The organism is Nocardia sp. NPDC004722 (assembly GCF_053601505.1).
In genome coordinates, this window is sequence record NZ_JBSGBY010000635.1 from 1 (window position 1) to 4,674 (window position 4,674).

General features: G+C 63.9%; 4 protein-coding genes. 1 reads left to right on the top strand and 3 read right to left on the bottom strand.

Annotation, left to right across the window (positions count from 1 at the left end; all coding sequences use genetic code 11):
* Window positions 1-360 precede the first annotated feature (360 nt).
* The 3 genes from ACWELQ_RS38555 to ACWELQ_RS38565 form a co-directional block, all read right to left on the bottom strand.
* Window positions 361-573: a DUF397 domain-containing protein gene (locus ACWELQ_RS38555; RefSeq protein ID WP_452401948.1), complete on the bottom strand. Its 213-nt coding sequence runs from the start codon at window positions 571-573 to the stop codon at window positions 361-363.
* Entirely contained in the window at window positions 570-1,460 is an 891-nt protein-coding gene (locus tag ACWELQ_RS38560) for a helix-turn-helix domain-containing protein (protein ID WP_452401949.1), read from the bottom strand. The genes ACWELQ_RS38555 and ACWELQ_RS38560 overlap by 4 nt, the downstream gene beginning before the upstream one ends.
* A gap of 544 nt (window positions 1,461-2,004) precedes the next feature.
* Window positions 2,005-3,378 carry a sugar transferase gene (locus ACWELQ_RS38565; RefSeq protein WP_452401950.1) on the bottom strand — a complete coding sequence of 458 codons (1,374 nt, stop codon included), beginning with the start codon at window positions 3,376-3,378 and terminating at the stop codon, window positions 2,005-2,007.
* Between the two features lie 646 nt (window positions 3,379-4,024).
* Here ACWELQ_RS38565 and ACWELQ_RS38570 point away from each other — a divergent pair.
* Window positions 4,025-4,674, top strand: a 650-nt coding sequence (locus ACWELQ_RS38570; RefSeq protein WP_452401951.1) for a methyltransferase domain-containing protein, incomplete at its 3' end; no start/stop codon positions are given.

Genomic DNA, 4,674 nt, shown 5'->3' on the forward strand with positions numbered 1-4,674 from the left:
GGGGCATTCGACGCCACTGCCACGCGACACCCACCGTCTGTGAGAAGGTGTGCTTTCACTCGCGTCTCCGGCCCCAACTCCCCGTCAACGAGTTCCGCCAGCTCCACGGCCCAAGAATCGTTACGAACCGCATCAAGGTACGTGAGAATCACAAAGCACCGATCCCCGTGCCGCACATGCTCTTCCACCAGATCAATGCTGCCACTGCACAGATGGTCGCTTCCACCTTGGCCACACCCTGCACAAACGGCTCCGCAGCAACGAATATTGACCAATTCCGTTGGCTTTGTGCGGGTTCCAGCCAGTTTCAGGACTCGCTCGAGCCACCGCACTCCGATCACGTGTGGACCGCGCGGACTGTCAGGCCTGCTCCTCGAGCCTTCCGCTTGCCACGCCGACGGTGAAGGCATTCCACTCGCAGGGGGTGAAGACGAGGGCGGGGCCGGTTGGGTTCTTGGAGTCGCGGATACCCACGCCGCCGTCGGCCAGCCAGGCGACCTCGACACATTCAGAGTTTCCTGCGCTTCGGGTGCTCTTGAACCAAGCCGCGTTGGCAAGACGGTGATCGTTCACTGGGAGAAGTCCTTTCGTGCTGCCTGCCGCAGCAGGTTTCGGCTGGCAACCGCGTCCAGCGCTGCGTGCTGAATGGTCTCGAACGCCCTGCGGTACCTGCCGACGTCGTCTTCGTCCTCAAGGTACATATCGCCGGTGTAGTTCTCGACATAGATGACGGACGGCTCTACGACGCCTTTGGAGTCCGGCTTGAAATCGAGGGTGACGAACGGACCGACGGACATGCCGACCGGGAACCCGGCTCGGAACGGCAAGACTCGAACAGAGATGTTCGGACGGGTGCCGAGGTCCGCCAGGTGCTTCAGTTGCGCCGCCATGGTCAGGTCCCCGCCGACCCGAGTGTGCAGTGCCGACTCCTGGATAACGAGATCGACCATTACGGGCGTCTTCCTGCGTGTGATGATCACCTGACGTTTCAGCTTCAGTTCGACGCGCCGATTCTGTTCTTCCTCAGAGTCTTTGGGGAAGTAGATGCGGTTCAGCGAGCGGGCGTAGTCGGCGGTCTGGAACAGCCCCGGAACGAGATCCGGGCGGTAGATCTCCATCGCGCGGGCTTCGGTTTCCATCCGCATGTAGACGTCGAAGTTGGCCCGGATCAGGTCGTTGAAGCTGTTGTACCAGGTCTTTTCGGCTACCTGACGGGCGAGTTCGATCATGGCGTCGGTCTTCTCGTCGGGGATCTCGAGGATCTTGCCGAGTTCGCGGAGGTCGCGGTCGAGGATTCTGCCGGGTTCGCCTCGTTCCAGGCGCGAGTACTTGCTGTGGCTCCATTGCATCGCGGCCGCCACTTCGGCCTGCGTGAGTGCGGTGTTCTCTTCGCGCTGACGGCGGACATACCGACCGAGCTGTCGGCGTGGCAGCGAGGCGCGCGGGTTCTCCTCCGGCATGGATGCTCCTCGACACTGTCGAACTGACACTGTTCGCTTCTCAGAATGGCAGCGGTGCAGGCAGTTCGTGCCAGTTATCCAGGAATCCCGAAATGACAATGTCAGTGCGGGGCATCGGTGATGTGCTGGGGCAACGGCAATTTCACGGAGGCAGGTGACTATGTCCAGCAGCAGCCAGTGGTCGGTGTTCGGGGGTCGGCATGCCTTGCGATGACGCTGATGCGATTGAGGTTCAGGTGATTCAGGATGTGCTCGAGGCGGTGGAGGGGCGGTTGCGCGAGTGGGAGGGGTGGGGGTGGCGGGTGAACGTGTCTCGGTGGCGGGTTTTTGCGGTGGTGTTGCAGGCGGTCGTTGTCAGTGCGCGTGAATCTCATGGGGGCCGAGCGAGACTCGATCGGGCCGGGCTGTTGGACGCGATCTTCGACGGGGTCGAGTCAGCGGGTGGGGAGAGCGGCGCGCACCCTGTCGACTGTGTGATTCGACGGCACAGTGTGAATACGAATTGAGGGTGAACCGGGCGGACGTCAGCCGCGTGGTTAGGGGGTCAGGCTTCGCCTCGGGTGACGGTGCCGATGGTTTTGGCGATCAGGAGGAGATCCAGGACCATGGACCAGTTTTCGACGTAGGAGAGGTCCAGGCGGGTGGCGTCTTCGGGGGTGGGGGTGGTGCGGCCGCGGATTTGGCGGAGGCCGGTGATGCCGGGTTTGACGAGGAGGCGGCGGCGGGTGACGCCGTCGTAGGCGTCGACTTCGCGTTGGATGGTGGGGCGGGGGCCGACGATGCTCATGTCGCCGCGGAGCACGTTGAGGAATTGCGGGAGTTCGTCGAGGGAGTATTTGCGGATCACCTTGCCCACGGGGGTGATTCGGGGGTCCTCGGGGCCGTCGCCGTCGATGAGGGCGGTGAGGTGGGTTTCGGTGTCGGTGTACATGCTGCGGAACTTGAGCATGCGGAACGGGCGGCCGTCGCGGCCGATGCGCTCGGAGGAGTAGAGGACGGGGCCGGGGCTGGTGAGTTTCACGGCGGCGGCGATGAGGGCGAGGGCGGGGACGATGGCCAGCAGGGCGATCAGCGCGAAGCAGACGTCGAAGACATCCTTGCGCACGGATTTGGCGCTGTCGTATTGCGGCTTCTCGACGTGCAGCATGGGCATGTCGGCGACCACGCGGTGGGTGAGGCGGGTGCCCGCGATGTCGACGAGACCGGGGGTGACGATGAGTTCCGCGCCGAGCTCGTCGAGCTCCCACGCCATGCGCCGGAAGTCGGCGGGCCCGAGATTGTCGGTGGCGGTGACCGCGACGGTGTCCGCCCCGGTGCGCCGGACCGCATCGATCACGCCGTGATCGCCTGCGACGATGGGGATTTCGCGGCCACCGACCTCGAGGAAGCGGTCCGCCGACGAGAGACAGTCGGTGAGCGCGCCCTCGTCGCGCGTGCACACCCCGATCACCTGATACCCGGAGTCGCGGTCGCGGGAGAACGCCGCCACCATCGCGCGCGCCGCCGCCGGACTGCCGACCACCAGCATGGCGGTGCGGAACTGCCCGTGGGCGCGGCGCACGGCGACCCACCGCCGCCACAGCCGGCGCTCGGCCATCAGTCCGAGCATGCCCAGCGGCAACGCGATAGCCAGATAGCCGCGGGCGATGTCGATCCGCAGCAGCAGCGACACGATGGCTATCCCCCCGAACAGGCGCAGCGAGGCGACCACCACTCGACGGTATTCCTCTGTACCACTGCCGATTACGCGCGGCGAGCGGGTGCCGCCGAGGGTGAGCGTGGCCGACCAGGCCAGCGCCAGCACCACAGACACCATGGTGTAGCGGACCTCGAGCGGCAGCTGGGCGGTCAGCGGTGAGGACGTCCCGGTGCTGCCGAAGCGGATCCACTGGGCGATCGCGATGCACAAACCCAGCACGAATAGGTCGCTGACAAATAGCCGACGCGCGTAATCTGCTTGCCAGCGTTCACGATCCGAGCGCGGTTCCGGCTTCGGCGCCCGGTTCCCGCGCACGGTACGACCGGCGGAAATGTGGTAACTCATGAAACGAACGCACCTCCCCCACGGGAGAACTTGGTTCCGATCCCCGCTGATCAGTTCCACGAACGGGCTGACGCCGGTTTCCCAAGGGCTTTCATGGCCATGACGAGAGATCTGACCGACGAATTTTTCGGCGGACAGATGCCGAATGTTACACACCCCACGTGTCGTTCAGGCTGTATCCCGCAGGCGGACAACGTTTCCAGAAAGTAACGGATTCGAAGGCGACCGGTATCCCCGAACGGGCCCCCTATTTTCCCCTATTCGCAAACTCGCAGGTTGCACTACGCAAGACACACCGTGTGAGGTGAGCGAAACCCTTGAGCTGCAAGGCTCGAGCGGTTGCCGACCGGACGCCCGGTTCTGCGGGTCGCAGAAATCCAGCTGTCCTGGCACTATCCGTCAGACGAACGACCCCGTGAAGACGCGCAAACCTGTTGTAACGTAAGGCCGGATCGAGCCGACCTCAGGTCATCCGATGCTGCGCGGGGCAGCCGGGCTCGGTGAAAGGTGGGGAATTCTGTTGCAATGTCGTCTATGTGACTCCCGAAGTTTGATCTCCGTTCTCGATCTCGGTGCCACACCGCCGTGCGAAAAGCTTCTCACCGCCGAGGAACTGGACCTCCCGGAACCGACATATCCCCTGAATCTGCGTCTCTGCGAGAACTGCCTGCTGCTGCAGATTCCCGCCCTGATCACTCCGGAAGAAACCTTCACGGAATACGCCTACTTTTCGTCATTTTCCGATAGCTGGGTTCAGCATGCAAAACTCTTTCTGGATGACGCGATCACCCGGCTGAATCTGAACGACAACAGTTTCATTGTCGAGGTGGCCAGCAACGACGGCTACCTGCTGCAGCACGCGGTCGCCGCCGGGGTGCCCTGCCTGGGCATCGAGCCCTCGGTGAATGTCGGTGCGGCAGCACGGGACAAGGGCGTTCCCACCGAGACCGCCTTCCTCGACGAGCAGCTCGCGGCGCGCGTGCGGGCCGAGCACGGACCGGCGAATCTGCTGGTGGCCAACAATGTCTACGCCCACATCCCCGATCTGCGCGGTTTCACCCGCTCGCTGCGCGCCCTGCTGGCCGACGACGGCTGGCTCTCGATCGAGGTGCACCACGCGCTGAACCTGGTGGCGCTGGCCCAATTCGACACCATCTACCACGAGCATTT

Coding starts and splice junctions, on each gene's coding strand:
- ACWELQ_RS38560 (WP_452401949.1), bottom strand. CDS start 1,460: ATGCCGGAGGAGAACCCGCGCGCCTCGCTGCCACGCCGACAGCTCGGT.